At 63.7% G+C, this 23,123-nt stretch carries 23 protein-coding genes; 11 read left to right on the forward strand and 12 right to left on the reverse strand.

What is annotated here, in order from left to right; genetic code table 11:
- The first annotated feature begins 12 nt into the window (after window positions 1-12).
- The 4 genes from pmtA to NKI47_RS07700 are packed head-to-tail and all read left to right on the forward strand — an operon-like array spanning window position 13 to window position 2,302.
- A complete protein-coding gene (gene pmtA, locus NKI47_RS07685) occupies window positions 13-618 on the forward strand; it encodes a phospholipid N-methyltransferase PmtA (protein ID WP_023679853.1) in 606 nt (201 codons plus the stop codon).
- 60 nt (window positions 619-678) lie between these two features.
- Window positions 679-1,275, forward strand: coding sequence for an NADPH-dependent FMN reductase (locus NKI47_RS07690; RefSeq protein ID WP_352571544.1), 597 nt, complete (start codon window positions 679-681; stop codon window positions 1,273-1,275).
- Complete coding sequence (gene pyrF / locus NKI47_RS07695) at window positions 1,272-1,985, forward strand: orotidine-5'-phosphate decarboxylase (RefSeq protein WP_023679855.1); 714 nt, start codon at window positions 1,272-1,274, stop codon at window positions 1,983-1,985. The genes NKI47_RS07690 and pyrF overlap by 4 nt, the downstream gene beginning before the upstream one ends.
- Before the next feature lie 29 nt (window positions 1,986-2,014).
- A complete protein-coding gene (locus tag NKI47_RS07700; protein ID WP_023679856.1) occupies window positions 2,015-2,302 on the forward strand; it encodes a DUF1330 domain-containing protein in 288 nt (95 codons plus the stop codon).
- Here NKI47_RS07700 and NKI47_RS07705 read toward each other — a convergent pair.
- From NKI47_RS07705 to NKI47_RS07730, 6 genes are all read right to left on the reverse strand, one after another.
- The gene (locus NKI47_RS07705; RefSeq protein WP_352588909.1) at window positions 2,299-3,357 is read right to left on the reverse strand and encodes a D-alanine--D-alanine ligase family protein; all 1,059 of its coding nucleotides are present in this window, start codon (window positions 3,355-3,357) and stop codon (window positions 2,299-2,301) included. The two genes, NKI47_RS07700 and NKI47_RS07705, sit on opposite strands and share 4 nt — an antisense overlap.
- Before the next feature lie 267 nt (window positions 3,358-3,624).
- Complete coding sequence (locus NKI47_RS07710; RefSeq protein ID WP_023679859.1) at window positions 3,625-4,506, reverse strand: SMP-30/gluconolactonase/LRE family protein; 882 nt, start codon at window positions 4,504-4,506, stop codon at window positions 3,625-3,627.
- Window positions 4,506-5,144 carry a 2-dehydro-3-deoxy-6-phosphogalactonate aldolase gene (locus NKI47_RS07715; protein WP_023679860.1) on the reverse strand — a complete coding sequence of 213 codons (639 nt, stop codon included), beginning with the start codon at window positions 5,142-5,144 and terminating at the stop codon, window positions 4,506-4,508. The genes NKI47_RS07710 and NKI47_RS07715 overlap by 1 nt, the downstream gene beginning before the upstream one ends.
- Window positions 5,141-6,091, reverse strand: coding sequence for a 2-dehydro-3-deoxygalactonokinase (locus NKI47_RS07720; protein ID WP_031212749.1), 951 nt, complete (start codon window positions 6,089-6,091; stop codon window positions 5,141-5,143). The genes NKI47_RS07715 and NKI47_RS07720 overlap by 4 nt, the downstream gene beginning before the upstream one ends.
- The gene (locus NKI47_RS07725; protein ID WP_352588912.1) at window positions 6,091-6,858 is read right to left on the reverse strand and encodes an SDR family NAD(P)-dependent oxidoreductase; all 768 of its coding nucleotides are present in this window, start codon (window positions 6,856-6,858) and stop codon (window positions 6,091-6,093) included. Before NKI47_RS07725 ends, NKI47_RS07720 begins: the two co-directional genes overlap by 1 nt.
- 132 nt (window positions 6,859-6,990) lie before the next feature.
- On the reverse strand, window positions 6,991-8,793 hold the full coding sequence (locus NKI47_RS07730; protein WP_023679863.1) for a hypothetical protein: 1,803 nt from the start codon (window positions 8,791-8,793) through the stop codon (window positions 6,991-6,993).
- A gap of 130 nt (window positions 8,794-8,923) precedes the next feature.
- Between NKI47_RS07730 and NKI47_RS07735 the strand changes: the two genes are divergently transcribed.
- The 5 genes from NKI47_RS07735 (at window position 8,924) to NKI47_RS07755 (ending at window position 12,677) form a co-directional block, all read left to right on the forward strand.
- The gene (locus NKI47_RS07735) at window positions 8,924-9,931 is read left to right on the forward strand and encodes a glycosyltransferase (RefSeq protein ID WP_031212751.1); all 1,008 of its coding nucleotides are present in this window, start codon (window positions 8,924-8,926) and stop codon (window positions 9,929-9,931) included.
- Window positions 9,932-9,938: 7 nt separating this feature from the next.
- Entirely contained in the window at window positions 9,939-10,313 is a 375-nt protein-coding gene (locus tag NKI47_RS07740) for a GtrA family protein (RefSeq protein WP_023679865.1), read from the forward strand.
- 218 nt (window positions 10,314-10,531) lie between these two features.
- The gene (gene gshB, locus NKI47_RS07745; RefSeq protein ID WP_023679866.1) at window positions 10,532-11,473 is read left to right on the forward strand and encodes a glutathione synthase; all 942 of its coding nucleotides are present in this window, start codon (window positions 10,532-10,534) and stop codon (window positions 11,471-11,473) included.
- 212 nt (window positions 11,474-11,685) lie between these two features.
- The gene (locus tag NKI47_RS07750; RefSeq protein ID WP_352588915.1) at window positions 11,686-12,063 is read left to right on the forward strand and encodes a hypothetical protein; all 378 of its coding nucleotides are present in this window, start codon (window positions 11,686-11,688) and stop codon (window positions 12,061-12,063) included.
- Window positions 12,060-12,677, forward strand: coding sequence for a hypothetical protein (locus NKI47_RS07755; RefSeq protein ID WP_352588918.1), 618 nt, complete (start codon window positions 12,060-12,062; stop codon window positions 12,675-12,677). The genes NKI47_RS07750 and NKI47_RS07755 overlap by 4 nt, the downstream gene beginning before the upstream one ends.
- Here NKI47_RS07755 and NKI47_RS07760 read toward each other — a convergent pair.
- Complete coding sequence (locus NKI47_RS07760; protein WP_352588921.1) at window positions 12,674-12,844, reverse strand: hypothetical protein; 171 nt, start codon at window positions 12,842-12,844, stop codon at window positions 12,674-12,676. The two genes, NKI47_RS07755 and NKI47_RS07760, sit on opposite strands and share 4 nt — an antisense overlap.
- On the opposite strand from NKI47_RS07760, the gene NKI47_RS07765 reads away from it, so the two are divergent.
- On the forward strand, window positions 12,839-13,600 hold the full coding sequence (locus NKI47_RS07765) for a hypothetical protein (protein ID WP_352588924.1): 762 nt from the start codon (window positions 12,839-12,841) through the stop codon (window positions 13,598-13,600). The two genes, NKI47_RS07760 and NKI47_RS07765, sit on opposite strands and share 6 nt — an antisense overlap.
- Window positions 13,601-13,772: 172 nt before the next feature.
- On the opposite strand, the gene NKI47_RS07770 is transcribed toward NKI47_RS07765, so the two are convergent.
- Window positions 13,773-14,714 carry an IS1595 family transposase gene (locus NKI47_RS07770; protein WP_352588927.1) on the reverse strand — a complete coding sequence of 314 codons (942 nt, stop codon included), beginning with the start codon at window positions 14,712-14,714 and terminating at the stop codon, window positions 13,773-13,775.
- Window positions 14,715-14,867: 153 nt separating this feature from the next.
- Here NKI47_RS07770 and NKI47_RS07775 point away from each other — a divergent pair, with 153 nt between their 5' ends.
- Window positions 14,868-16,397, forward strand: a complete 1,530-nt coding sequence (locus NKI47_RS07775) for a YifB family Mg chelatase-like AAA ATPase (protein WP_352571552.1) — start codon at window positions 14,868-14,870, stop codon at window positions 16,395-16,397.
- Between the two features lie 245 nt (window positions 16,398-16,642).
- Here NKI47_RS07775 and NKI47_RS07780 read toward each other — a convergent pair whose 3' ends face one another.
- The 4 genes from NKI47_RS07780 to NKI47_RS07795 form a co-directional block, all read right to left on the reverse strand.
- Window positions 16,643-18,814, reverse strand: a complete 2,172-nt coding sequence (locus NKI47_RS07780) for a malate synthase G (RefSeq protein WP_352588931.1) — start codon at window positions 18,812-18,814, stop codon at window positions 16,643-16,645.
- A gap of 257 nt (window positions 18,815-19,071) precedes the next feature.
- Window positions 19,072-21,099 carry a hydantoinase/oxoprolinase N-terminal domain-containing protein gene (locus NKI47_RS07785; protein ID WP_352588934.1) on the reverse strand — a complete coding sequence of 676 codons (2,028 nt, stop codon included), beginning with the start codon at window positions 21,097-21,099 and terminating at the stop codon, window positions 19,072-19,074.
- A 249-nt stretch (window positions 21,100-21,348) separates the two neighbouring features.
- Window positions 21,349-21,972 (reverse strand): CDGSH iron-sulfur domain-containing protein, encoded by a 624-nt coding sequence (locus NKI47_RS07790; protein ID WP_352588937.1) that lies wholly within the window; start codon window positions 21,970-21,972, stop codon window positions 21,349-21,351.
- Between the two features lie 429 nt (window positions 21,973-22,401).
- The gene (locus NKI47_RS07795; RefSeq protein ID WP_352588940.1) at window positions 22,402-22,776 is read right to left on the reverse strand and encodes a hypothetical protein; all 375 of its coding nucleotides are present in this window, start codon (window positions 22,774-22,776) and stop codon (window positions 22,402-22,404) included.
- Window positions 22,777-23,123 lie beyond the last annotated feature (347 nt).

Below are 23,123 nucleotides of genomic sequence, written 5' to 3' on the forward strand. Positions count from 1 at the left end.
GGAGGACTTTCGATGACGCGTAGTCCCGGACTGCGAAAGACGCTGGCGGAAAAGTTCGACGACGAGCTGAAGTTCTTCAAGGGCTGGATCGACAAGCCGAAGGCGGTCGGTTCGATCGTCCCGACCAGTTCCATCACCGCAGGCAAGATGGCCTCGATCGTCGATCCGACATCCGGCCTGCCGGTGCTCGAGGTCGGGCCCGGTACAGGCGTCATCACACGCGCCATCCTCGCCCAGGGCATAAAGCCTGAGAACCTCTACGCGGTCGAATATTCCACTGATTTCGTGCGCCATCTGCGCCAGCTTTATCCAGGCGTCAACGTCATCGAGGGCGACGCCTTCAATCTCGACGCGACGCTTGGCGACAAGCGCGACCTGATCTTCGATTCTGTGATATCGGGCGTGCCGCTGCTCAATTTCCCTGTCGCCCAGCGCATCGCCTATGTCGAGAGCCTGCTCGACCGTATCCCGGCGGGCCGGCCGATCGTGCAGCTGACTTACGGGCCGCTGTCGCCGATCCCGCCGGGCCGCGGCGACTATACGGTCGAGCATTTCCATTTCGTCATCCGCAACATTCCGCCGACGCAGCTTTGGATCTACCGACGCGGGGCCGCATGAATTGAAGCGTTGGGTTTGAATAGCACTTGTCTTATACCCATCGGGTGACAAGGCAGACCCATGGCTGTGATCCCGAAAATTCTCGTCGTCGCCGGTTCGTTGCGCAGCGGCGCCTATAGCGGCAGGACCGCCGACGTGGCACAGAAGGAACTTGCCATGCAGGGCGCCGAGGTGACCCGCATCTCGCTCGCCGACTATCCGCTGCCGATCCTCGACCAGGATTTGGAAAAGGACGAAGGCATTCCCGAAAACGCCGTCAAGCTCGGCCGGATGATCGCCGCCCATGACGGGCTGCTGATCGCGACGCCCGAATATAACGGCTCCATTCCACCGCTGCTCAAGAACAGCATCGATTGGGTGAGCCAGCTGCGCAAGGATGGCGGCCGGACGTTCAGGCCGCTTGCCGGCAAGGTCGCCGGCCTCTGCTCGTCTTCCAACGGACCCTTCGGCGGGATACGCTGCATCAACCATCTGCGCGCCGTTCTGGTACGCTGCCGGATGGAGGTGGTGACACCGGAGTGTTCGGTGCCGGAGGGCGGCTACGCCTTCGACGACGAGGGCAACTTCCGGGACGAAAGACTACGCCAATCGATGGAGCACCTATGCCGAACGCTGATCGAAACCTCGCGCATGCTGTCGACGCGGATCGAGGCATGATCCCGGACGCCGCGCATGCCGACACGATGCAGGAACGGCTGATCGTCGGCCTCGACCTGCCGACGCTGAAGGAAGCCGAGAAAGCGGTGCGCGAGCTCGACGGGATCGTCTCCTTCTACAAGATCGGTTACCAGCTCGCCTTTGCCGGCGGGCTCGACTTCGCCCGCGAGCTGGCCAGCGGCGGCACCAGGATCTTTCTCGACATGAAGCTCCTCGACATCGATAACACCGTTGCCAAGGGGGTCGACAACATCGCCAGGATGGGCATGAGCATGCTGACCATCCATGCCTATCCGAAGACCATGAAGGCGGCGGTCGAGGCCGCGAGGGGCAGCGACCTTTGCCTGCTCGGGGTCACCGTGCTGACCTCGATGGACGAGCAGGACGTGATCGACGCCGGCTATGAGTATGATCCGCATACACTGGTGCTGAGGCGCTCCGAGCAGGCGCTGCATGCCGGCATGGGCGGCATCGTCTGCTCGGCCGAGGAAGCTGAGGCGGTGCGCCGCATCGTCGGCCCCGACCTGGCGGTCGTGACGCCGGGAATCCGGCCGAAGGGCAGCGACCATGGCGACCAGAAGCGGGTGGTGACGCCGGCGCAGGCGATCCGCAACGGCTCCAGCCATCTCGTCGTCGGCCGGCCGATCGTCGGCGCGGCCGACAGGCGGGCGGCGGCGGAAGCGATCCTTGACGAAATGCGCTCCGCGTAACATCCCCAAAACCATTTCGGAGAAATGCCATGCCCAAGGGATACTGGATCGCTCGCGTCGACGTGCGCGATGCGGAAGGCTACAAGGACTATGTCGCAGCTGCCAAACCGGCCTTCGACCGCTTCGGCGCCAAGTTCCTGGCGCGCGGCGGCGCGCATGAGAAGGCCGAGGGGCCGGGCCGCGACCGCAACGTGATCATCGAGTTTCCGTCGCTTGCGGCGGCGCATGACTGCTACCACTCGCCCGAATACCAGCGCGCCGTCGCGATCCGCCAGAAGGTGGCCGAGGGCGAAATCGTGCTGGTCGAGGGGATTTAGGCGAGAAGCCGGTTCGCCGCTGCCTCCGCCATCGCATCGGCGAGGCTCAAGCCCCATTGCTGGCGACAGTAATCGCGGAAATCGAAGCAGGGCAGGCCGGGGCAGACCTCGAACTCGATGAGGTGGATGCTGTCGTCGGCTTCGACCCGGAAATCGATGGAAAACACATCCCGCAGGCCAAGCCCGACCATCAGGCGTTCGGCGATGCGACGGATTCTTGCATCGGCTTCAGGCTGGCTGCCGGCGACCGGCAGCAGCACCGGCTCGGTATATTTTCCCGCAGCTTTCGCCGCTGCGCCGGCATCGCCGTAAAGCGCCAGGCTGTCCTGCATTGTCTGGAAGTCGCCGCCCGAATCGACAAAGGCGATGCCCAGCGCCTCGACGCCGGTATCCGGCCTCAATCCGAGAAAACTGGCGCGCGCGTTGCGGCCGGCGACATAGGGCTGGACGATGACATCGTCGCGATAGGCGGCGAAGACGCGCCGGCTAAGCTCCAGCGCATGGCCGAGATCGTGGCAGCGCGAATCGGGCCAGATACCGATCTTGGCGCCGAGCCGGTTCGGCTTGACGAACCAGCCGGCGGGCGAAGCCGGCGGCGCGACCAGCCAGGCGCCGTCACGGGCAAGGCCCGCCTGCGGCACCGGCAAGCCGAACGCGCCGAGCACGGCGCCTGAACGGAACTTGTCCTGGCAGAGCGCGAAAAGCGCATCGTCGGCGCCGATCGCCTCCAGGCCGTTCAGCCGTGCCAGAGCTGGTGCCGCGCCGCCGCGGAAATAGGCGATGCCGTCGGTCAGCGTCCAGACTAGCGTGGTCTTCGGGTCCTCGCCGGCGAGAACGCTTGCGGCGTCGTCGAGCGCCACCGGCGCAAACGACGGGCCGCGCTTCTGGCAAGCGGCGGCAAGTGCGTCGAATTCAGCAGCGATATCGGTCGATTGCGCCAGATAGGAGGCAATTTCGGCGGCACGCTCCGGCACGTGGTTATCGGCAACCAGCCGATCGAAGCAAGCCTTTTCTGGCTCGTAGACAAGGATCAGCTTCGGCTTGCGGCTTGACATGATCGAACGATTTCCCGGCAGCACGATTGCTAAAGCAATTCCAGGAAAAGTGTGAAACGGTTTTCCGTCCGGAATTGCGTCAAAACAAAGAGATAGAGCGGTTCAGCGTTCCCGCGAAACGATGAACCGTTCTAGCATCGCACGGCGAATGCATTCGGCTTTCGCGGAACCGACGTCAGCCGGACGCCTGCACGACAGCAACGGCGCCATCTTCCTGTTTGACCATGATCTTTTCCGAAAACCGGTTCCCACTTTTCGGGATCATGGTCAGCCAATCAGCACACGCGGCTCGAAGCGACCATTGACTGGAATGTCGAGCATAAATGTCATGCCGGCTTGCGGGTCGAGCAGGCGCTGCTTCTCGCTCTTGCCCGACCAGGCGGAGGTGACCGCCAGCCGGTCGGCATTCCTGCCGACGAAAGCCGGACAGGAAGGCTGCGTCGCCGGCATCGCCACCGAACGGACGAGCTTGCCGTCGGGTCCATAGGCTTCGACGACGCTGCCGCCCCAGCAGGCGTTCCACAATATGCCGTCACGGTCGAGCACCGAACCATCGATATAGCCCTTGGCCGAACGGTGGTCGACGAAGACCTTCGGTTCGCCAACCGGCAGGCCGGTCGCCGGATCGCAGCCGACGCGCATCAACAGCCCGGTGCTGGTGTCGGTGTAATAGGCGATCGTCCCATCCTCGGAAAAGCAGATCGAATTGGGCACCGTGACGTCGGCATAGAGCCGGCGCAGCTCGCCCTTGAAGAACCAGTAGATCGAACCGGCGGCCTTCTCCTCGCCCTTGCCCATGGTGCCGACCCAGAGGGCGCCGCAAGGGTGAACGCGTGAATCGTTCGAGCGGGTGACCGTATTGTCGGCCTCGATCGGCGTGTGCAGCGTCAGCTTGCCGGTCGCGACGTCGCGGACATGCAGACCGGTCTCGGTGGCGATCAGCTGGCGTTGGTCGTCGATGATGCAGATGGCGCTGGCCATCTGACCGAGCTCGTGGATTTTGACGGCACCGCCCGACAGGCGCTGTTCGAGGAGCTGGCCGTTGACGATGTCGAACCAGTAGAGCGTGTCGGTGGCAGGGTCATAGCTTGGTCCCTCCCCGAGTTGGCAGACATGGTCGGAAAAAACCGAAACAATGGTCTCGCTCATCATGCCACTCCAAACGCCGCGTCCCAGGCCTGAACTGCGGCTTTCGCTCGCGCTGCCACTTCGTCGACGCTCATGCCCGGCTTGAACAGGCTGGAGCCAAGACCGAAGACGCTGACGCCGGCTGCCTTGTAGCCGGCAAAATCCTTATCCGAAACGCCGCCGACCGCGCCGACCAGCACACTGGCCGGCAGCACCGCGCGCATCGCCGAAATGCCTGCCGCGCCAAGCACGCTCGCCGGGAAGAATTTCAGTGCCGAGGCGCCGAGCCGGATTGCTTGAAATGCCTCGGTCGGCGTGAACACGCCGGGCATCGTCACCATGCCGTAGTGCATGGCACGGCCCATGACCTCGGCATCGATATTGGGGCTGACCAGCAGCCGCCCGCCGGCCTTGTGCAGGCCGTCGACATCGGCGGCGCTGAGCACCGTGCCGGCACCGACCAAGGCTGTTGGAGGAAGCGCTCCGACAATGCTGGCGATGGAGGCGTAAGGATCGGGCGAGTTGAGCGGCACCTCGATCGCTTCGATACCGGCGCCGAAGATCGCCTGGCCGATCGCCACCGCCTCGCTTGGCTTGAGGCCACGCAGGATGGCGACCAGACCCCGCTCGAGCTTTGGAAAAGGTGCGGTCTCTGTCATGCGGCAACTCCATTTCCGGCGATCATGCCATTTTCGCGCGCGGCTTCGGCAAGACCGGCACGCACCGCCTCGTCAGCGTCGACCACCCTGACCGCGAGCCCGGCAAGGCCGAGCGCGTCGGCATAGAGCGTGCCAAGTGCGCCCGACGCGATCAGCACGACGGGCACGGCACTCGCCCCATAACGGCGATTTGCCGAAGCGATCTCGCCGCCGATCAGCAGGCCGGACAGGCACGCGGCGGCATCCTCGGGCTTCAGATCCTGCAGCAGGCTGGCGGCGCGGATCGAGAACAGTCTTGAACCGATGTCACCGCCTTCGGCCAACGCCTTCAGGCACCACTCCCGGAAAAATGGATTTTCGGCGGCAACCGGCTTCGGCGGCTCGCCCAGCGAATGGCGCAGGATCGAGTGCGCGGCCAGCACCGAAAACAGCTCGCCGGTCGGCCAGGTGCCGAAACCGGCAACGGCACCGTCCTCGACCAGCACCCATTTCGAATGCGTGCCAGGCATGCAGACGACATGGCGTCCCTTTGCCGGCAAACCGGCGCCGGCAAGCTGCGTCTCCTCGCCGCGCATGACATCCGGGGCGTCGGCCAGACGCTGGGCAAGGCCGGGCACGATGCGGATGTCGCGGCGCTGGCCGGGGATGCGGGCAGCGCCGGCGAGAATAGCGCCGATCGGCGCCGGCACGCTGACATAGGGCGCCTCCAGCCAGCCCTGGCGCGAACCGGCCATGCCGCAAATGATGACCGGCAGCGCCTCGGCTGCGCCCAGTGCAGCCAGATGCCCTTCAAGAATGGACGAAAATCCTTTAGCCTGGGCGGTGATCAGCCCGTCATCGCCGCGCCGCTCGGCGAGAACCTTGCCGGCGCCGTCGAGCAGCCAGACCCTCATACGGGTGGTGCCCCAGTCGACGGCCGCGACGGAAGCTGCCTTGCTCGATGAGATCACAGGAACCCCCCATCGACGATCAGCATCTGCGCGGTCAGCATGCGTGAGGCATCCGACGCCAGGAACAGCACAGTGCCGACAATGTCTTCCGGCTGCATCACCTCTTTGATGCACTGTTTGGCGACATGAGCGGCGAGCGCTTCTTCGGTGACCCAGAGCTTTCTCTGCCGCTCGGTGATCACCCAGCCGGGCGCGATCGCGTTGACACGGATGCCGTCGACGCCGAGCTTGCCGGCAAGACCCTTGGTGAGACCGACGATGCCGGCCTTGGCGGCGGTGTAGGCCGGCATATCGGGATGGTTGATGAGAAACGACGTCGAGGTGAAGTTGATGATCGAGCCGCCGCCGGCCCGCTTCATGCCCGGCGCCACCGCCTGTGCGCTGAAGAAATGCGGGCGCAGGTTGATGGCATGGTTGTTGTCCCAGAACTCCACCGTGACGTCTTCAACGGCATGACGGTCATCCTGAGCGGCATTGTTGACCAGCACGGTCACGTCGCCATGCGCCTCTGCAGCTTTGGCGATTGATACCCGCAATGCCTCGATGTCGCGTATGTCGGTCTTGAGATAGAGCGGCCGCCGGCCGAGCTCCTTGTCTAACCGATCGGCCAGCGCCAGGCTCGGACGGTCGGCAATATCGATGAAGGCGACGTTTGCCCCCTGGCGGACAAAGCCTTCTGTCAAGGCAGCACCAATGCCGGAGCCGCCGCCGGTGATCAGCACCGAAGCGCCTTCGAGATCGGCAAAGCGCGCCGATGGCATCATGAAATTCTCTCCCGGTCCAATGATCGCGGTCGGCCGGCGCGCATCCTATCCAGCCATGTCGGGCGGGCAAGGGCGAAAGAGTGGATTGTCAGGACTTATGTCCGACAAAAGGCCGCACGGGCCGCCGATCGATCAGTTGCCCAGCCGGACGCGGTACAATTCGACGGCGGCTCCGCTGGTCCCGGCAACCGGCTCAAGCCATTCCGGCACGCTGCCGCGCATCAGCCCGGCAAGAAAGCCTGCCGGCGCCTTGGCTGCGAGGAGCTTGCTTTCGGCGCTGCCGGGGCACAGCGCGACGAGGCCGACGTGATGATCCGCCACGACCGTCCTGGCATCGGCATCAGACCCAAGGAAGGCATCGAGCGCCAGCAGGTTGCCGGCGACATTGCGATGATAAGGCCCAGCGAAGACGCGATGTCCGGAATAGGCCAGGATAGGCGATCCGAGATTGGAAATTGCCAGTACGGTGGTGCCGGGCAGGCGGCCGAGTGCCGCAAAGGAGGCCATGCGCTGGCAAGCGACATCGGTGCCGTCGCCATTATCCGCCGTGGTGTTGCTGTCGTCGAAGGCTACCGAGGTCGCCGCGGCAGCCCCAGTCCAGACCGCATTCACCGAAACCAGCCAGACGGCAGCCATGCGCAGCGCCACCCCGCGCGACGCGCTGGCCTCGGCCCGTTGACGCCATTTGGCAATCCAGGCGGCAAGCGGGATGACGGCGAAGGCGATCGAGAATGTCGAACCGCGTACCTGCCAGGCGCTGACGATGAAGGCCACGACAAGCAGCGCGCCGACAAGGCTGTCCTGCCGCCGCCAGCCACCGCGGCCAAGGCGAAGCGCCATCAGCACGAGCGCAATGAGCGGCGTGGCATAGCGCGCCACCACCCCGGCCGGATCTTCAGCGAGCAGCTTGAACAGCGATTGCGCCTCGTCGATGTGATCAAGCCATAGCTCCTTGAGGCGCGGATCGAGGTTGGCGTAGGGCGCTGCCAGGCATTGTGGGAACAACAAGACGACGACAGCGCCCAATAGCAGGGCAAGCAGGCCAAGTGAGGCGATGCGCCGTTGGCGCGTGCGGCCGGCCGGCTCGATCGACGCTATCGCCGCAAGGCCGGTTCCGGCAATCGCCGCGACGACGAACTGCACGGTCGAAAAGGCGTCGCATTGCGCCTGACCCCAGGCAGACGGCGCAATGGTGGCGACAAAGACGAGAGCGGACACGCCGGCAAAGCCGAGGCCGAAATCCCTGGCGATCAGCCTCTCGCCATTGGCGCCGAGGGCGAACAGCATGGCGACAGAGGCGCCGATGGTGGCCACATAAGGGGCGGTCTCCATACCGACGGCCAGCATCAATCCGGCGCACAGGCCGGAGAGCAATGCCGCCGGCCTGCGCATTGGCGCTTCAAGCAATAGGCTCAGGCTGGCCATGCTCAGCATCAGCTGGATATTGTGGTGATCGAGCGCGCCAGGCGAAAAAATGCCAATGAAATACAGTGCGGCAGCGCCGACCACGACAGCGGGCAGCACGGCGCTGTCACCGGCAAAGCTGCGTGCGGCGCGGGCGGTGAAAAACACGGTCAGGCAGAAGAGCAGCGTCGGCCACAGCACTTGCGCAACATTCTCGGCAAAGGCCGCGCTGCCGGTCAGGGCCGATACGGCGATGATGATGGCGGCGATCGGCGCATCGACCAGCCGCGACCAATGCATGACGAAACCGCCTTCCAGGCCCATCCTGTACTGGTGCAGATCGAACCAGCCCTGGCTGGCCAGCATGTCGCGAACTTCGACAAGGCGCAGCAGATTGTCGTTGTCGCCGCCGGCATTGGTCAATTCCGGGAAGCCGGCAAGGGCATTGACGGCAAGTGCCGGCAACGTGGCAAGCAGCGCCAGCGCGATATCGGACCTCCAAATGGAGGCGCCATCGTCGGCTGTGCTCATATCAGGACCTTTGGAAGGAATACGGTGCGGTTTAAACCTAGCCTTAACAGCTTCAATAAATAGTAAAGCCGCCCGAGCGAGGCCGGCGCTTGAGCGGTCAGGGGCCTCACAGGGCATCCGGAGACGAAAAATGCCACAAGAAGTGCGCCATGAGCCGAGCATCGCCGTGCTCCTGCCTTGCTACAATGAGGAGCTGACGATCGGCGAAGTGGTGCGGCGCTTTCGCGAAACGCTGCCTGCCGCCGCGATCTATGTCTACGACAACAATTCGCGCGATCTGACGGCGCTCCGAGCCCGCGCCGCCGGCGCCATCGTGGTGCGCGAGCCGCGCCAGGGCAAAGGCAATGTCGTGCGCCGCATGTTCGCCGACATCGAGGCCGACATCTACCTGATGGCCGACGGCGACGGCACCTATGCGCCGGAGGACGCGCCGCAACTGATCAACACGCTGCTGACCGAGCGCTCCGACATGGTGGTGGGCACCAGGCGCGGCGTCGCCAACGACGCCGGCAGGACAGGCCACGCCTTCGGCAACCGCATCTTCAACAGCCTCTACAAACGTTTGTTCGGCTCGGACTTTACCGATATCTTCTCGGGTTACCGCGCCTTCACCAGGCGCTTCGTCAAGAGTTTTCCCGCCGTTTCCGGCGGTTTCGAGATCGAGACCGAAATGTCGGTGCACGCCTCGCAGCTCAAATTGCCGGTCAGCGAGATCGGACTCGACTATGGCCGCCGGCCGGAAGGCTCCTCGTCGAAGCTGTCGACCTTTCGCGACGGCGCGAAGATCCTGTGGATGTTCGCCATGCTGATGAAGGAGACGCAGCCGCTGCGTTTCTTCGGCGCTTTTTCGGTGTTCTTCCTGGCATCAAGCCTGTTTCTGATGGCGCCGGTGCTGATCGAGTTCGCCGAAACCGGGCTTGTGCCGCGCATGCCGACCTGGGTTCTGTCGGTCGGCCTGCTGCTGCTGTCGATGCTGGCGGCGGTGACCGGGGTGATCCTCGATTCGGTGTCGCGCGGCCGCGCCGAGCAGAAGCGCATCTTCTATCTGTCGATGCCTTCCGGTCGCGTCGAACGTGAACGTGCAAGCGCGCTCGCGACTTTGAAGGCCGGACCGCGCAAGACCCCGCGCGCGGCCTAGAGCCTAAATGGGACGCCTCGCCCGCTTCATTGTCGCCGGCGGCATCGGCTTCGTCGCCGACGCGGGTGCGCTTTGGCTGGTGCTGGCGGCAACGCCGCTTGGCCCCTTGGCAGCCCGCATCATTTCGATCGGTTTTGCGCTGTCCGCCACCTGGCTGATCAACCGCCACCTGACCTTCTCGCCTTCCAGCCGGGGCATCGCGCATGAGGGCGCCCGCTACGGCGGCGTCGGCATTGCCACCAGCGTCGTCAATTATCTCGTCTATTGCGTCATGTTGTTCGCACTGCCGATGGTGTCGCCGCTCATAGCCCTTGCGGTCGCCTCGCTGGTCGCCATGGCGCTGTCCTTCCTCGGCTATTCCAAGCTGGTGTTCGACCGCTGAAGGCACATCGCGTTGGGATCTGCGCCAAGCGAAGCGCAGCCTCATCATGACCTTGGCCGATTGGCAGAGGCCGCCGATTTCCTTATATCGCTGTCGTCGATGCATCGGCCCGAAAAATCGGAATCGATTTTCGGAAAGCACGATGCATGGATTCAAGAAATGTTGGAGCGTACTTTGTGCGTCCAAGTGGATCGCTCCAAGTGCGCCGGAGAGCTGCCATGCCCCTGAAAGTCGCCGTCCAGATGGACCACATCTCCACCGTGTCGGTAGCCGGCGACACGTCGTTTGCACTGTCGCTGGAGGCGCAGCGGCGCGGCCACCAATTGTTCCACTACACGCCCGACCGGCTGTCGCTGCGCGACGGCAAGGTGTTTGCCCGTATCGAGGCGATGCAGGTCCGCGACGAGAAGGGCAATCATTATTCGCTGGGCGAAGAAGTCCGCACCGATCTTTCGGAGATGGACGTCATCCTTTTGCGGCAGGATCCGCCCTTCGACATGAACTACATCACCACCACGCATATTCTCGAGCGCATCCATCCGAAGACGCTGGTGGTCAACGACCCGGCCTGGGTGCGCAACAGCCCGGAAAAGATCTTCGTCACCGAATTTCCCGACCTGATGCCGGACACGCTGATCACCAAGGACCCTCTCGAGGTCGCAGCCTTCCGCAAGGAGTTCGGCGATATCATCGTCAAACCGCTCTACGGCAATGGCGGCGCCGGCATCTTCCACCTGCACGAGGCCGACCGCAACCTCGCCTCGCTGCTCGAAATGTTCGACCAGTTGTTCCGCGAACCCTACATCGTGCAGCGCTACCTCAAGGAGGTGCGGGCTGGCGACAAGCGCATCATCCTGGTTGACGGCGAGCCTGTCGGCGCCATCAACCGGGTACCGGCCGAGCATGATTCCCGCTCCAACATGCATGTCGGCGGCCGCGCCGAAAAGACCGAGCTGACGGCGCGCGAACGCGAGATCTGTGCCCGCATCGGCCCCGCGCTGAAGGAGCGCGGCTTCATCCTTGTCGGCATCGACGTCATCGGCGACTACATGACCGAGATCAACGTGACCTCACCGACCGGCATACGCGAAGTGCAGCGCTTCGGCGGCGCCGACATCGCCAGCCTATTTTGGGATGCCGTCGAGGAGAAGCGCAACTAGCGTACATTGCTTCTGGAAGCGGCCGCGTTCCGGACCATTGCAGCCGTGGCGCTCAGCTGTTCCCCAAATGTTCTTGCCTTCGCCGGGCGATTATATATTTGACAAACCCAACGACAGGACCGATCAGGTAGACCGTTGGTGCATTTTCGGGATGCTTCGGTTGCGCAACAAATGTAGTCGTGCTCTAACGGCCACAACTCCGGGGGGTGGACATGGCAGGACCTTCAGCGGCTGATCCAACTCAGACGGTCGAAGTGACGTATCACAAGAGCAACCATTTCCGCGTTGTCCTTGCGGAAGGGTGTTTTGGTGGCGTCACGCCGCGCGGTCTGATTACATCATCTTTTTACAATGAAAGAGTGCCGATCCCGAAGACCTCAAAGTTCGAGATTGTGGACGGGAAGCCGGCCGCCGAACAAGTCACCAAGTCCTTGGAGGGCCTCGTTCGCGAAGTCGAGGTCGAGGTGGTGATGGATTTGAACACTGCGATCGCCTATTATATATGGCTACGTGACAAGTTGGAAAACATACGATCTATCACAGGCATATCTGATGCCGATTGGGCCGTGGCAATGGGCAACGCAAAATGAAGATACCCCATAGTTCAGGTGCTGTTGGCCTCTCTACACAAGGCGCATCGCTGACCTCCGTGAAGTTTGACGACAGCAATATCAACGTGAAGTGGTTCCCCGTTGGACGCGACCCACTATCACCTTACAAGGGGCCTGCCGTTGGCGGCACGTCGACAGCGGTCAATCCGACTATTTTCCCTCCGAAATTCTCGTTTTCCAACAACAGGCAAATCGCGGTGTCTCTGGGTGTGGCCGATGAATTGGCGCGCCTCCCGCCGGGGCAGCGCTGGCAATACCTATTTGCCCACAAGAAATCGCAGCTATTCCTGATGGTGTTGGCTGTTTTGGCTTGGTTCTATGCCGCTACCGCTATGTTCCCGTTTCTCCATGTTATCGCGGGATCGTTCGGAGTTGGCGTTGCCAAGGCTGAATCATCCGCGCCAGTTGTTCCACCCGAGCCTTGGATTTCAACCGGGAGCGTTTTCCTCTGTTTTCTCGGCCTATTCATTGTGTGGTCTCTTGCCACCGTTACGTTCTCCAAAACCTCCGAGAAAATCCAATTGGCTAGCGACGCGGTAAAAACCCTTTTGGGTTTTCTCGTGGGGTACTTCACGAGCCCTAAGGTTAGCTAGCGCCTATCCTCTTTGCCGTCCTTAGGCGGCGGCGCTTTTACGACCTTCTTCAACACGCGGTCGAAGGCTTCCTCTGACTGGTCGGTTTCCAGTTCGCGGGCGGCCTCTTTGAATTTCTGATACTGTTTGTTGTTCGATTCGGAATTTTCAGAGTTCTTGCGTTGCATCACGGCTCCTTTGCGGGGGTTGGGCTCGGTGATTATACGTGCTTCACGGATGAAACCGATCTTACTGCCCGGTATATGACTATTGGCGGCATTACATGCGGGACGGCATTCCTTCCTGAGCTATTTTCGATTCTCACTCGATACCAGGAGCGTATGCCTTTCCATGGGCGGCTCGAATGGAAGTGTATCACAAAACACAATCGGCACGTTTTCGAAGATCTGATTGATGAGTTTTTCGAACTGAACCGCGAGCACGTTGTGGATTTCCATGGCCTCGTCGTGGACATGCATAAGTTCGACCACTTCACTTATAACGACGGGGACCGGGAAGTTAGCTTCGACAAAATGCTTTTCCAGAGCCTTTACGCCGTCCATAAGCGGTACTCTGGCTGCTCCAAGATTCGATGCTTCCACGGGAACCGCGACTCTCCCTATCCCATCGCGAACCTCCGCGAGATGCTGAACAACAAGGCTTTTGCGTTGAAGTTCGGGCGCATCTTCGTTCCCTACGTGGTGGTCAAAAACTTGCATGTAAAGCAAAGCCTGCCGATGCAGTTAGCCGACTTGTTAATCGGGTGTCTTGGCGCCCATTGGAACAAGCGCAAGGGCTACACCGCCGGTTCGCCGAAGGACATTGTTGCGCAGAGATTCAAACGGGAATGCTCCGCTGTTGATCTGCTCCGCAGCTCGCCACGGGCATCAAAACACTTCGTCATTTGGGAGTTCAAGGGAAGGCCTGCGGGCCTAGGCGGTTAGCCGTCCAGACGAGGCTGGCACACCAAACTGGTGAGACTTCGGACCCGCAGGGTCATCACAATATATATGAATCAGCCTTAGGAATCAACGTTTATTCCGCTTCCGAAACGGTTCTCCCTTCCAAAGGGGCAGCTTCAACTGCACCGGCTTCCGATAATGTTCCTTCCTCGCATCAAGCAGGTTGCCGGTACGTGAGGCGCTTGCCCTTGGCACCTTTCAAGGCGATCAGCGAGCGCACGTTGTCTTCAATGCCCATGGCCGAACGGTTCGAATAACGGAAATCGAATTCGGCTAGATAGCGGTGCAGATGGTGTTCGGCGCAATGCTGGTAAACGCCTTTCATGCCGCGTTTGAAGATCGAATAGAAGCCTTCCACGGTGTTGGTGTGGACCATGCCGCGAACGTATTCCTCGCGACCGTGGTTGATCTTGCCATGCGCCGCGAACTCGGGACCGATGTTGTCGTAAACGCGCGCCTCGTCCGACATGAACACGCTTTCCTTGTGGATGTTGGCGTTGACGATCGGCAGGACGCGGGCAACCGAAGCGCTGTCGATATGGAATGAGCGGGCAATACCGCCACGCTCCACAAGGGTAAGCACGGTGTTCTTGTGAGCCGCGCCGGTCTTCTGCTTGGGAACGCCAGCGAGACGGCCAATGTAGGTTTCATCGACCTCAACGAACTTGCCGTTGCCGCCCATGGGCGTGAAGTCATCCGAGCGCATGGCCTCGCGAATGCGGTGCGACAGGAACCAAGCCGTCTTGTAGGTGCATTCCAGAACGCGGTGGAGCTGGTGCGAGGAAATGCCCTTCTTTGACGAGCACATGAGGTGAATGGCCTGCAACCACTTGTGGAGCGGAAGGTGGCTTTCCTCGAAGATCGTGCCCATGCGAACCGTGAACTGGGCACGGCAGGCGGCGCACTTATAAAGGCCATGGCGCTCAACGCCGTTCGGGTTCTTCTTCGAAGCCTTGGAACGCACGCCAGCCAGCTTGTAGTGCTTGTCCATTGATCCGCAGTGATGGCAGACCGGACCCTGCGGCCACAGCATACCCTCTACATGCTCAAATGCGGCGGCTTCGTTATGGAAGTAGGGGCGGGACAGAACTGACATGGCGATAACTCCTTGGAATCGTTATCGCTCATCCCCTTGGGTTTGTCAAATATATAATCGCCCTTCGCCGGAAATCTGTGGTTGTCTCCGGTGACGCCGTTCGCGGCATGATCGCAAAGGCTTGGGGCAAAAGCCTGCATCCGGGGTGAAGACATGGTGGCGCGGGTTCGCACGGTTGCTTTCCAGGGCATCGAGGCCGTGCCGGTCGACGTGCAGGTGATGATCGCGCCGGGCAAGGTCAACATGCACATCGTCGGGCTGGCCGACAAGGCTGTAGCCGAAAGCCGCGAGCGGGTGCAGGCAGCGCTGCATGCATCCGGCCTGTCGATGCCGTCGAAGAAGGTCACCGTCAATCTGGCACCCGCTGACCTGCCCAAGGAAGGCAGCCATTACGATCTGCCGATCGCGCTCGGGCTGATGGCGGCGCTCGGCGCCATTCCGGGCGACATGCTGGCCGGCTATGTCGTGCTTGGCGAATTGTCGCTCGACGGCACCATCGCGGCGGTGGCCGGCGCGCTGCCGGCGGCGATCGGCGCCAATGCCGAAGGCAAGGGCTTGATCTGCCCGTTCGCCTGCGGGCCGGAAGCGGCCTGGGCCGGCAAGGATTTCGACATATTGGCGCCGCGCAGCCTGATCGCCATCGCCAATCATTTTCGCGGCACGCAGGTTCTGTCGCGGCCGGAAGCCGGCATCCATGCCTCGGCGCGCGACCTGCCCGACCTTGCCGACATCAAGGGCCAGGAGACCGCCAAGCGGGCGCTGGAGGTGGCGGCGGCCGGCGGCCACAATCTTCTGATGGTCGGACCGCCGGGGTCGGGAAAGTCGATGCTGGCGCAGCGGCTGCCGTCGATCCTGCCGCCGCTGGCGCCCAGGGAATTGCTCGAAGTCTCGATGATCGCCTCGGTGGCCGGCGAACTCGGCGAAGGAAAACTCACCGACCGGCGGCCGTTCCGCGCGCCACATCATTCGGCCTCGATGGCGGCGATGGTCGGCGGCGGTCTGCGCGTGCGGCCGGGCGAGGCCTCGCTTGCCCATCACGGCGTGCTGTTCCTCGACGAGTTCCCCGAATTCTCGCCGCAGGCGCTCGATGCACTGCGCCAGCCGCTCGAGACCGGCGACTGCATGATCGCGCGCGCCAATCATCGCGTCACCTATCCGGCACGTATCCAGCTGGTCGCGGCGATGAACCCGTGCCGCTGCGGCATGGCCGGCGAGCCCGGCTATCGCTGCCTGCGCGGCGACCGCTGCCGCACCGACTACCAGGCGCGCATTTCCGGCCCGCTGCTCGACCGTATCGACCTCAGGATCGAGGTGCCGGCGGTCTCGGCCAGCGATTTGATCCGGCCGGACCGGGCAGAGAAAAGTGCCGCGGTGGCGCTGCGCGTCGCCCGCGCCCGTACGATCCAGCGCGAGCGCTTCGAGCGGCTCGGCGCGACCGCCACCACCAACGCCCATTGCTCGCCCTCCGTCATCGAGGCGATCGCCATGCCCGATGCCGCCGGCCTGTCGTTGCTCAGAGATGCCAGCGAAAAACTCGGCTTTTCCGCGCGCGCCTATCACCGCGTCTTGAAGGTGGCGCGGACGCTGGCCGACCTCGAGGCAAGCGAAACAGTCGGCCGCATCCATCTGGCCGAGGCGATTTCCTACCGCATGAGCTCGGAGCGGATGGCGCAGGCGGCGTGACGTTCCCCTCCCCCTTGGGGGGAGGGTGGCCGCGAAGCGGCCGGGTGGGGTTGCCGGCGACGTGCTCTGCCTTTAACGTCTGCACGATATGCGCAGATCAAGATGGCACCGAGTATTGGTCGCCAAGACAATCCCGTTCTTGTCGCTGGAATGGGAGTCGGCGCAATTCTTGCAGGACCCCTCCCGGCCCTTCGGGCCACCCTCCCCTCAAGGGGGAGGGGGACACCGACTCCCATGCCTTCGCTTCAGGTGCCCTGCTTTGCCTTCAGCTCCAGCCTCCGTGCGTGCAGCACCGGCTCGGTATAGCCGTTGGCCTGGACGCGGCCCTTGAAGACCAGATCACACGCGGCGAGGAAGGCGATGGACTTGCCGAAATCCGGCGCCATCGGCCGGTAGAGCGGATCGCCTTCGTTCTGGCGGTCGACGATCGCCGCCATGCGTTTCATCGTCTCCATGACCTGCTCGGGCGTGCAGACGCCGTGATGCAGCCAGTTGGCGATGTGCTGCGAGGAGATGCGCAGCGTGGCGCGGTCCTCCATCAGGCCGACGTCGTTTATGTCCGGCACTTTCGAACAGCCGACGCCCTGGTCGATCCAGCGCACGACATAGCCCAGAATTCCCTGCGCGTTGTTGTCGAGTTCCTTCTGGACGTCTTCAGGGGACCAGTTCGGCCGCCTTGCTACCGGCACCGACAGGATGTCGTCCAGTTTCGCCTTGGGGCGGCTCTTCAGCGCCGCCTGGACGGCGTGGACATCGACCTTGTGGTAGTGCGTGGCGTGCAGGGTCGCCGCCGTCGGCGACGGCACCCAGGCGGTGTTGGCGCCGGCCTTGGGATGCACGATTTTCTCGGCCAGCATCGCCGCCATCAGGTCAGGCATCGCCCACATGCCCTTGCCTATCTGGGCGTGGCCGGCCAACCCACATTCCAGCCCGATGTCGACGTTCCAGGCTTCGTAGGCGGCGATCCAGGCGGCCTGCTTCATGTCGCCCTTGCGGATCATCGGGCCGGCTTCCATCGAGGTGTGGATCTCGTCGCCGGTGCGATCGAGGAAGCCGGTGTTGATGAAGACGACGCGTTCTTTCGCGGCGCGGATCGCCTCCTTGAGGTTGACGGTGGTGCGCCGCTCCTCGTCCATGATGCCCATCTTGATGGTGTTTTTGGGCACGCCGAGCAGCGCCTCGACGCGGTCGAAAATCTCGACGGCGAAGGCAACTTCGTCGGGCCCGTGCATCTTGGGCTTTACGATGTACATCGAGCCGGCGCGAGAATTGGCGCGGCGCCCGTTCACGCCGATGTCATGCAGCGCGATCAGCGCCGTCAGCGCCGCATCCATGATGCCTTCCGGCACCTCGTTGCCGTCGCGGTCTGATATCGCCGGATTGGTCATGAGGTGGCCGACATTCCTGACCAGCATCAGCGAGCGGCCGGGCAAGGTCAGCGTGCCGCCATCCGGCGCGGTGTAAGTACGGTCGGGGTTGAGCCTTCGGACAAAGCTCTTGCCGGCCTTGGTGATCTCTTCCGCCAAGTCGCCCTTCATCAGGCCGAGCCAGTTGCGGTAGACCAGCACCTTGTCTTCGGCATCGACGGCGGCGACCGAATCCTCGCAGTCCTGGATGGTGGTCAGCGCCGATTCCAGCACGACATCGGCGATGCCGGCCGGATCGGTGCGGCCGATCTGGTTGTTGCGGTCGATGACGATTTCAATGTGCAGGCCGTTCTTGACCAGCAGGACGGCTTCGGGGTCGGCGGCATCGCCGCGATAGCCGGCAAACTGTCTGAGGTTGGCAAGCGTGGTGGCGCCGGCACCCTCGCCCAGCCGCAACATGCCATTGGCGACCGAAAGCCCGTTGACGCCGGCCCATTTGCCTGTCGTGAGCGGCACCGCCTCGTCGAAGAAGCTTTTCACCCAGGCGACGACCTTGGCGCCGCGCGCCGGATTGAATTTGTTGCCTCGCTCGGCGCCGTCCGTCTCCGGGATGGCGTCGGTTCCGTAGAGCGCATCGTACAGCGAGCCCCAGCGCGCATTGGCTGCATTCAGCGCATAACGCGCGTTCATCACCGGCACCACCAGCTGCGGCCCGGCGACCGAAGCGATTTCCGGGTCGACATTTTCGGTGGTCACGCTGAAGGCCGGCCCCTCCGGCAGGAGATAGCCGATCTCGCGGAGGAACGTCTTGTAGGCCTCCATGTCGACGGGCGCGCCATTGTCGCGATACCAGCGGTCGAGCTTGTCCTGCATGGCATCGCGCTTTTCGAGCAGCGCCCGGTTTTTTGGCGAGAGATCATGGACGATCGCCGAAAAACCGCTCCAGAATGCCTCCGCCTCGATGCCGGTGCCCGGCATCGCTTCGTTCACGACGAAATCATGAAGCTCGCGGGCAATCCGCAATCCGGCGATCTCGACGCGATCGGTCATCAGGGCTTCTCCAGACGAAAGGCTAGGCCGGGCCTTTGGCATGTCACGGTGGCAGGGTCAATTCAGCTCAGGGTGAAGGTAGGGCGTTTTCGCTGCCGATCTCCCCCCTTGAGGGGGAGATGGCCGGCAGGCCAGAGGGGGGTCGCTTCGCGTGGAGTGCAACTCTTCTTTGCACCAAATCGGGTCGCGCTTCATGCGCGGCGACCCCCTCGGTCGCCTTCGGCGACATCTCCCCCTCGAGGGGGGAGATTACGCGCTCACACCGCAATCCTTGGCCTTCCCGACGCCACCGCCACGACATGCGCCTCGATGAACATGCGCTGGCCCTCTACTGTGGAGACGCGGAACTCGCTGGCGATTTCGATCTCGGCGCTGTCGGTGCCGGCGTCCTTAGCCCGCCCGGCGGCAATCGCCCGCACATCTTTCTCCGCTGCGGCGATCGCCGCTGCTTCGTCGTTGAAATCGCGCACGCTTTCACCGGAGGCGACGCGGAACAGCCCTTCCTTGGGCTGGCTGACGCGCGCCTCGGCCGAGACCCGCACCTGGCCGACGACGGCGCCGAGCGCGTTGGCGACGTCGGTATCCTCAGGCACCATGCATTCATTGCCGACCAGCTCGGCCAGGCCGGCATAGTGCAGCGGCGCCGAGGCGCCGAGGCCGATCACCGGACGGTCGAGGGCGACGCTCAAGCGGGCGATGCCGGGATGCGCGTCGACGGCGCGCTGGACCAGGGCATGGGCGACGGTCGCCGCGCCATCCAGCCCGTCCTCGGCAAAGGCGGTCTCGAGGATGACTTCCGCCGACAGACGGGTCAGCGCGGTCAGCACCCGTTCCGAGATCGCCTCCGGCGAGGCGGCGATGAACTGGCCGCGGCCGTCGCGCCTGCGCGCGAACAGCTCGGCACCCAGACGCGCCGCGGCCGCATCCCAATTGGCCTGCCTGCCCAGCACATGCGCGGCGTCCGACGGCGTGAAGCCGACGACATGCACCAGCCCGCGCGACACCAGCCGGTTCAAGGTGGCGTTCTGGGCGTTCGAGGTCAGCAATCTGTCGAGAGCCTGCGGCACGGCACCAATCAGCTCGTAAAGCTTGGCTTCGGCACCGGTCAGTCCGGCCGCCAGCCGCTCCGGCACGCCGGTGCGCACCGCCAGCCGGCCATCCATGCGGCCGGGGTTGGGCGCGCGCAGCTGGCGTTCGAGCTCTGATGTGACGGCCTCGCCATGCATCAAGCCGGCCAGCGCCAGCGGCACCAGGCGGCGCGGGCCGAGCAGGATTCTCGGATTGAGCGCGCCGTCCTCCAGCGCCACTTCGGAATCGCCGCCGAGGCCAAAAGTGCGCATGGCGACGGCCTCGACCATGGTGCGGAAACCGCCGACGGTGGCGCCTTCCGGATCGAGCCGCGGCCGGCCCTTGTCGAGCACGGCGACGTCGGTGGTGGTGCCCCCGATATCGGAAACCACGGCATCGTCGAGGCCGGTCATGTGGCGGGCACCGACGAGGCTGGCGGCGGGGCCGGACAGGATGGTCTCGATCGGCCGCTGGCGGGCAAAGGCGGCCGAGACCAGAGCGCCGTCGCCGCGCACCACCATCAGCGGGGCGGCAATGTTGCGCGCGGCCAAAAAGCCTTCGGTTGCCGCGACCAGCCGGTCGATCATCGAGATCAGCCTGGCGTTGAGCAATGTCGTCAGTGCCCGGCGCGGGCCGCCGAGCTTGGCCGACAGTTCGTGGCTGGCGGTGACCGGCAGGCCGGTCCTGTCGCGGATCAGGTTCCGCGCGCTTAGCTCATGCGCCGGGTTGCGGGTGGCGAAATAGGCGCAGACGGCAAAGCCGGACACCGACTTTTCCAGTTCCGGCAAAGCTGCCTCCAGCCCGGACAGATCGAGCTTTGCCGCATTGCCGTGGACATCGTGGCCGCCGGGGCAGAACACCACGGGATCGGTGCCAAGCGCCGCCTTCAGCCCGTCGCGGGCAAGGTCGCCCTCGGCAAAGCCGATCATCACCAGCGCGACACGCCCGCCCTGGCCCTCGACCAGCGCATTGGTGGCAAGCGTCGTCGACATCGACACCAGTTTTATCGCAGTCGGGTCAGTGCCGGCCATTTCGAGCACCGCATCGACCGCGCCGGAGATGCCGACCGCCAGATCATGGCGCGTGGTCAGCGCCTTGGCCTTGGCCAGCACCTTTCCGCTTGGCCCGCCGGCCTCCGACCACAGCACGGCGTCGGTGTAAGTGCCGCCGGTGTCGATGCCGAGGAACAGGGGTGAGGGTTTGGGCTTGGCGGTCATATATTTGGGTCCGGAGAATTGCTGCCCCGCCCCTTAGCCGATACGGGCCGGGCGATAAAGGCACGAGCGCTGGGCCAAGGCAGCGTAATCTCCCCCCTCGAGGGGGAGATGGCCGGCAGGCCAGAGGGGGTCGTCTCGCGTGGAGCGCCGGCATTCTCTGGCCGCGATGGCGTTGGCGTCAGGACGTACCGACCCCCTCTGTCGCCTTCGGCGACATCTCCCCCTCAAGGAGGGAGATAGCGGCGCCGCCTACCCGACAAACCCCACGCGCTTGTGCGAGCCATCGCAGAACGGCTTGTTGGCGGAGTGGCCGCAACGGCAGAGGAAGGTGCGTTGCGTGCGGTCGACCGTGTGGCCGGTGCCGGTGACGATTTCGACATTGCCTTCGAGCTTGAGCGGGCCGTTGGTCGTCGGTGTGACGGTCAGCGGGCCATTCCGCACCTCCAGCGCCGGCGTGTCCTTCAGCGCCGGCTCGCCGGTGGCGATGAAGCCCGATTTGGTGTGGCTGCCATCGCAGAACGGCTTGTTCTCCGAGGCGCCGCAGCGGCACAGCGTGGCGCGGTAAGACGTTTCGCCGCCCAGCACGATCTCGGCATGCAGCGCCAGCGGGCCGTTTTCCCTTATGCGCACAGTGTTGACCGCCGGCGGCTGTTCCTGCGGCCCGCCATCCTTGCGGATATAGGTGATGGCGCCGGACGGGCAGGCTTCGGCGAGCGCCACGACCTTCTCGACGCTGGCCGCATCGGGATGGATCCACTGGCCGGGCGCGTTGGGCACGAAAACATGCGGATCGCCAAGCACGCAGTTGCGCGAATCGATGCAACGTTTTCCCGAAAAGCCGATGTCGATCTTCTCGCCTTCGACCACTGCCATGGGTGGGTCTCCTGTCGGACTACGCTATGGCGACAGTCAGGACGACGTCAAGGCAGCATTCTCCCCCTCGTGAGGGCCGACCTCGGGCGCGGCGGTAAGGGAATTCCCATTTTTTGCTCGCAGCACCACATTTTGTTCTTGCTTTGTGCCGGCAGCTATGCTACTAATTTGCGTATGGTGCCAATTGGCTCCAACGACCCGCCTGCCGAGGCGGGTTTTTTGTTTCAGCTTTGAATTCCGGCGTTGCCGGCCTGCACTCGCGGGACGGCCCTCTCCCCCCTCGAGGGGGAGATGGCCGCGCAGCGGCCAGAGGGGGTCGGCACGACCGGACTCGGCCTACTGCTGCAGAACAGGTTGGCGCTCTATGCGCGGCGACCCCCTCTGTCGCCTTTGGCGACATCTCCCCCTCAAGGGGGGAGATCTGCCACGTCACGGAACCAGATCGATTTCCTCGGTCTCGCCGCCACTGCAGGTGTAGCAGCAATCGTCGCACTTTTCCGTATTGCCGGGGCCGACGCCCCAATAGGTATTCTCGTCGCCATCGACCCAGGCGCCGTAGCAGATCGATTCGCCGTCACTGCAGGACAGCGGGATCGCCTTGGTCTCGCCGTCGTTGAGATAGTAATCCTGATTGTTGCCCGGCCAGACATGATCGCGGTCCTGGCTGTAGAGCTCGACGCGCATGGCGTTGGGATGGCTGTTCTTGATCTCGAAAGTGACATCGCCGGCATGCGCGACGGGCGCAAACAGTGCGGCAAGGCAAAGCGACGCGGCGACGCGGCGCGCGAAAGCGTAGGACGACATGATGATTTCCCCCCGGAATGAAGCGGCCTGCCCGGCCGCGAGCGAGAACATGGCATGGCGGCGGGATGGGTGGAAGGGGGTGCGCCATTTGCACATCGCGAAAGCGCAGCGTTGCCAAGGAAGACCCCTCTCCGGTTTGCTTCGCAAACCACCTCTCCCCACTTCGTGGGGCGAGGAAATGCCAATCGCCGAAGCCTCACAAGACCTGGGTTCCTCGCCCCCACGAAGTGGGGGAGAGGTGGCCGCGCAGCGGCCGGGGAGGGGGGGGGGCGCCAGGCCACACCCGCGGGGGGTCAGCCGCCGCCACAACCCACCCATGAATTTTAGCCCCACGAAAGGGTATACCG

Origin of the sequence: Mesorhizobium sp. M0633, from assembly GCF_040320645.1 — a bacterium.
Taxonomy (GTDB): Bacteria; Pseudomonadota; Alphaproteobacteria; order Rhizobiales; family Rhizobiaceae; genus Mesorhizobium.

Bases quoted from the DNA above. Each gene is read 5' to 3' on its own strand.
- NKI47_RS07730 (WP_023679863.1), bottom strand. From the start codon at position 8,793: ATGAGCACAGCCGACGATGGCGCCTCCATTTGGAGGTCCGATATCGCG.
- NKI47_RS07775 (WP_352571552.1), top strand. From the start codon at position 14,868: ATGGTGGCGCGGGTTCGCACGGTTGCTTTCCAGGGCATCGAGGCCGTG.
- gshB (WP_023679866.1), top strand. From the start codon at position 10,532: ATGCCCCTGAAAGTCGCCGTCCAGATGGACCACATCTCCACCGTGTCG.
- NKI47_RS07690 (WP_352571544.1), top strand. From the start codon at position 679: ATGGCTGTGATCCCGAAAATTCTCGTCGTCGCCGGTTCGTTGCGCAGC.
- NKI47_RS07790 (WP_352588937.1), bottom strand. From the start codon at position 21,972: ATGGCAGTGGTCGAAGGCGAGAAGATCGACATCGGCTTTTCGGGAAAA.
- pmtA (WP_023679853.1), top strand. From the start codon at position 13: ATGACGCGTAGTCCCGGACTGCGAAAGACGCTGGCGGAAAAGTTCGAC.
- NKI47_RS07770 (WP_352588927.1), bottom strand. From the start codon at position 14,714: ATGTCAGTTCTGTCCCGCCCCTACTTCCATAACGAAGCCGCCGCATTT.
- NKI47_RS07705 (WP_352588909.1), bottom strand. From the start codon at position 3,357: ATGTCAAGCCGCAAGCCGAAGCTGATCCTTGTCTACGAGCCAGAAAAG.
- NKI47_RS07760 (WP_352588921.1), bottom strand. From the start codon at position 12,844: ATGCAACGCAAGAACTCTGAAAATTCCGAATCGAACAACAAACAGTAT.
- NKI47_RS07725 (WP_352588912.1), bottom strand. From the start codon at position 6,858: ATGATGCCATCGGCGCGCTTTGCCGATCTCGAAGGCGCTTCGGTGCTG.
- NKI47_RS07710 (WP_023679859.1), bottom strand. From the start codon at position 4,506: ATGAGCGAGACCATTGTTTCGGTTTTTTCCGACCATGTCTGCCAACTC.
- NKI47_RS07735 (WP_031212751.1), top strand. From the start codon at position 8,924: ATGCCACAAGAAGTGCGCCATGAGCCGAGCATCGCCGTGCTCCTGCCT.
- NKI47_RS07715 (WP_023679860.1), bottom strand. From the start codon at position 5,144: ATGACAGAGACCGCACCTTTTCCAAAGCTCGAGCGGGGTCTGGTCGCC.
- NKI47_RS07795 (WP_352588940.1), bottom strand. From the start codon at position 22,776: ATGTCGTCCTACGCTTTCGCGCGCCGCGTCGCCGCGTCGCTTTGCCTT.
- NKI47_RS07780 (WP_352588931.1), bottom strand. From the start codon at position 18,814: ATGACCGATCGCGTCGAGATCGCCGGATTGCGGATTGCCCGCGAGCTT.
- pyrF (WP_023679855.1), top strand. From the start codon at position 1,272: ATGATCCCGGACGCCGCGCATGCCGACACGATGCAGGAACGGCTGATC.
- NKI47_RS07750 (WP_352588915.1), top strand. From the start codon at position 11,686: ATGGCAGGACCTTCAGCGGCTGATCCAACTCAGACGGTCGAAGTGACG.
- NKI47_RS07740 (WP_023679865.1), top strand. From the start codon at position 9,939: ATGGGACGCCTCGCCCGCTTCATTGTCGCCGGCGGCATCGGCTTCGTC.
- NKI47_RS07755 (WP_352588918.1), top strand. From the start codon at position 12,060: ATGAAGATACCCCATAGTTCAGGTGCTGTTGGCCTCTCTACACAAGGC.
- NKI47_RS07700 (WP_023679856.1), top strand. From the start codon at position 2,015: ATGCCCAAGGGATACTGGATCGCTCGCGTCGACGTGCGCGATGCGGAA.
- NKI47_RS07785 (WP_352588934.1), bottom strand. From the start codon at position 21,099: ATGACCGCCAAGCCCAAACCCTCACCCCTGTTCCTCGGCATCGACACC.